General features: G+C 71.8%; 4 protein-coding genes and 1 pseudogene. All 5 read left to right on the forward strand.

Features of this window, described 5'->3' with window-relative positions; all coding sequences use genetic code 11:
- Positions 1 to 329: amino acid ABC transporter ATP-binding protein (locus ABT300_RS42620; protein WP_351688146.1), on the forward strand; the 329-nt coding region annotated here is incomplete at its 5' end.
- A gap of 49 nt (positions 330 to 378) precedes the next feature.
- Positions 379 to 1362, forward strand: a complete 984-nt coding sequence (locus tag ABT300_RS42625) for an ABC transporter substrate-binding protein (RefSeq protein ID WP_351688149.1) — start codon at positions 379 to 381, stop codon at positions 1360 to 1362.
- Positions 1363 to 1454: 92 nt separating this feature from the next.
- Positions 1455 to 2012: an NADPH-dependent FMN reductase gene (gene ssuE / locus ABT300_RS42630; protein ID WP_351688152.1), complete on the forward strand. Its 558-nt coding sequence runs from the start codon at positions 1455 to 1457 to the stop codon at positions 2010 to 2012.
- Between the two features lie 51 nt (positions 2013 to 2063).
- Positions 2064 to 2405, forward strand: a pseudogene (locus ABT300_RS42635) (LLM class flavin-dependent oxidoreductase); the annotation flags it as partial.
- A gap of 389 nt (positions 2406 to 2794) precedes the next feature.
- Positions 2795 to 3204 (forward strand): glutathione S-transferase family protein (locus tag ABT300_RS42640; RefSeq protein ID WP_502978124.1); only part of this gene is annotated, 410 nt, incomplete at its 3' end.

The following is a 3204-nucleotide window of genomic DNA, read 5'->3' on the forward strand; positions in this document are numbered from 1 at the left end:
CCTATCCGCGCCAACTGTCGGGCGGCCAGCAGCAGCGCGTGGCCATCGCCCGCGCGCTCGCCCTCGAACCGAAGGTGCTGCTGTTCGACGAACCGACCTCCGCGCTCGACCCGGAACTCGTCGGCGAGGTCCTCGACGTCATCAGGGATCTGGCCGGCAGCGGCACCACCATGATCGTCGTCACTCACGAGATCGGCTTCGCCCGCGAAGTCGCCGACACCGTCGTGTTCATGGACGACGGCGTCGTCCTCGAACAGGGTCCGCCGGCCGCCGTGCTGGACCACCCGCGGCACGAACGCACCCGCGCCTTCCTCTCCAAGGTCCTCTGACCCCCGCACCCCGCCCCGCCCGCTTCCTCCGCAAGCAAGGAGCACGATCATGTCCCCCTCGTCCACCCGCCGCACCGCCGCCGTCGGACTCCCACTGGCCGCCGTCCTCGTCCTCGCCGCGTGCGCCAACCCCCAGGACGGCGGCACGACCGAGGTCGCCGCCACGCCGGGCGCCGGCACGAAGATCAACCTGAGCCCCGACCAGAACCGCGTCACCACCGCCAAGGTCGACTCCCTGGCAGCCGAGGTCCCGGAGCGGATCCGCAGGAGAGGCACCCTGGAGATCGTGAGCTCCTCCGGCTCCGCGGCGCCCCTGACCTTCTACGCCACCGACAACAGGACCGTCATCGGCGTCGAGCCCGACCTCGCCCACCTCGTCGCCCAGGTGCTCGGCCTGAAGCCGCACATCAACACCGTCTCCTGGGAGAACATCTTCGTCGGCCTCGACAGCGGCAAGTACGACGTCGGCATCAGCAACATCACCGACACCGAGGAGCGCAAGGAGAAGTACGACTTCGCCCCCTACCGCGAGGACAACCTGGGCTTCGAGGCGAAGAAGGGCAGCGGGCTGAAGGTCGACGGGCCCGAGGACGTCGCCGGCCGGACCGTCGCCGTGGGCAGCGGCACCAACCAGGAGAAGCTCCTCGTCGGGTGGAGCAAGGACAACGTGAAGGCCGGCCGCAAGCCGGTGAACATCAAGTACTACCAGAACGAGAGCGACACCTACCTCGCCCTCCAGTCCGGCCGCATCGACCTCTACCTGGGCCCCAATCCGACCGCCGCCTACCACGCCGCCACCACCGGCAGGACCGAGGTGGTCGGAACCTACTCCGGCGCCGGCGCCACGCTCCAGGGCCTCATCGCGGCCACCACCAAGAAGGACAACGGCCTGGTGAAGCCGCTCGCCGACGCGATCGACGAGATCATCCGCAACGGCGCCTACGCCAAGGTCCTCAAGCGCTGGGGCCTGTCCGACGAGGCCGTGACCACGTCCGGGATCAACCCGCCCGGACTGCCCAAGACCAACGAATAGCGTTCACGGCCCACTCGGGGGCACAACCCCGCTCCCGCCGCACGCCTGCGCACCACGATCCACACCCGCCCCATGCTCGCGAAGGGTCCGCCATGGCCACCGTCCTGTCCGTCTCCGGAAGTCCGTCCCCCGCCTCCCGCACCGCCCGTCTGCTGCGCCACCTGGACCGGCGGCTCACCGCCCAGGGACATGACGTGATTCCCCTGGACGTCCGCACCATCCCCGCCGAAGCGCTCCTCGGCGCCGACTTCCGCCACCCGGCGATCGTCGAGGCGACCGAGCTGTTCGACCGCGCCGACGGCGTCGTGATCGGCACGCCCGTCTACAAGGCCGCCTACTCCGGACTGCTCAAGTCCCTGCTGGATCTGCTGCCGCAGTACGCCCTGGCCGGCAAGACCGTCCTGCCCCTGGCGACGGGCGGGAGCACGGCACACGTCCTGGCGATCGACTACGCCCTGCGCCCGGTGCTCAGTTCCATGGGCGCCGCGCACATCGTCCAGGGCTGGTTCACCCTCGACAAGGACATCACCGTGTCCGACGACGGGACCCTGACCGTCGCACCGGGCACAGGCGAGAGCCTGGCCCAGGTCGTCGACCAGTTCTCCCACGCCCTCGGCGGCCGCAGCGCCCTCCTGGCGGCCGCCGTATGAGCACCGCGGGCCCGACCTCCGCCGATCTGCGGCGTCAGCGGTTCGGCGCCGGGCGGCCGCAGCAGAGCGAAGACACACGTCCGCCGACGACCGACGAAGGGCGTGAGTCCGAACCTGTGGGCCGGCATCGGCCTGGTGCGCGGGGGAGCGGGCACGGCGCTGGTCGGCAGCCACTCCGAGATGGCCGAACGGATCGCCGAGTGCCACCGCCTGGGCATCGACGAGTTCGTGCTCTCCGGCTACCCGCACCTGGAGGAGGCCTACTGGTCCGGCGAGAACGTCCTGCCGCGGCTCGCCGAACAGGGCCTGTGGAACCGCGCGGCGGCGAAGGGCCCGGAAGCGGACGTCCCGCTCGTCACCGGCGTCCCCTTCGCGGGCTCGGCGACGCGATGAGCGGCCGGAGCCCCTCCGCTTCCACGATGTGAGACGCTCCGGTGAGACGGCGTACGGTCCTCTTGACGGCGCGCGGCGGCCGCCCGACACTCCAGAGGAGAGATTCCTAGTGAATGGGTAGGGAACAGATGGAGCGTCGAGCGGAGCCGCCCGCCGACCGCGCCGAACGCGCGGGTCGACCGCCCCTCCTGCTGACCTCCCGCCGCCACATCGATCTCCTGCGGGTCTGCAGCGCGACAAGGCCGATGCGCTGAACCGCCGGCGCCGCCGGCGCCGCACCCCGTCGAGACCGGGCACGCGCCGACGCCGCCGCGCGCCCCTCAGCCCCATGTGCGCTGCCCCGTCGCACTTCTGAGAACCAGAAGCCGGCCCCGGACCCAGGGAGACCCATGCCCGCCGCACCCCTGCCCACCGCGCCGTCCCTCTCGTCCGCCCCGCCGCTGCGGGGCAGGATCGGCTGCCATGCCGGCAGCGGCTACTACGCGGCGCCACGCCGCTACCGCCTCCACCTCTCGCCGTCCGGCCCGCACTGTCTGCGGATCGCCGTGACGCACAGTCTCCTCGGGCTGGGGCAGACCCTCCCGGTGGACCTGCTCCCGGCCGTGCCGGACAGCCCCGACGGCGGACACTCCGCTCTGCGCCCGCTGTACGAGGCCAGTTCGCACCGGCACCCCGGACCGGCCGCCGCGCCCGTCCTGAGCGACGACTGGAGCGGACGGATCGTCAGCGCCCACGCCCCGGACATCCTCCGCGACCTCGTCGTCCACTTCGACGGCGACGGTTCGGACCGGCCCGCCCT

Source organism: Streptomyces sp. NPDC001027 (assembly GCF_040299045.1).
GTDB lineage: Bacteria > Actinomycetota > Actinomycetes > Streptomycetales > Streptomycetaceae > Streptomyces.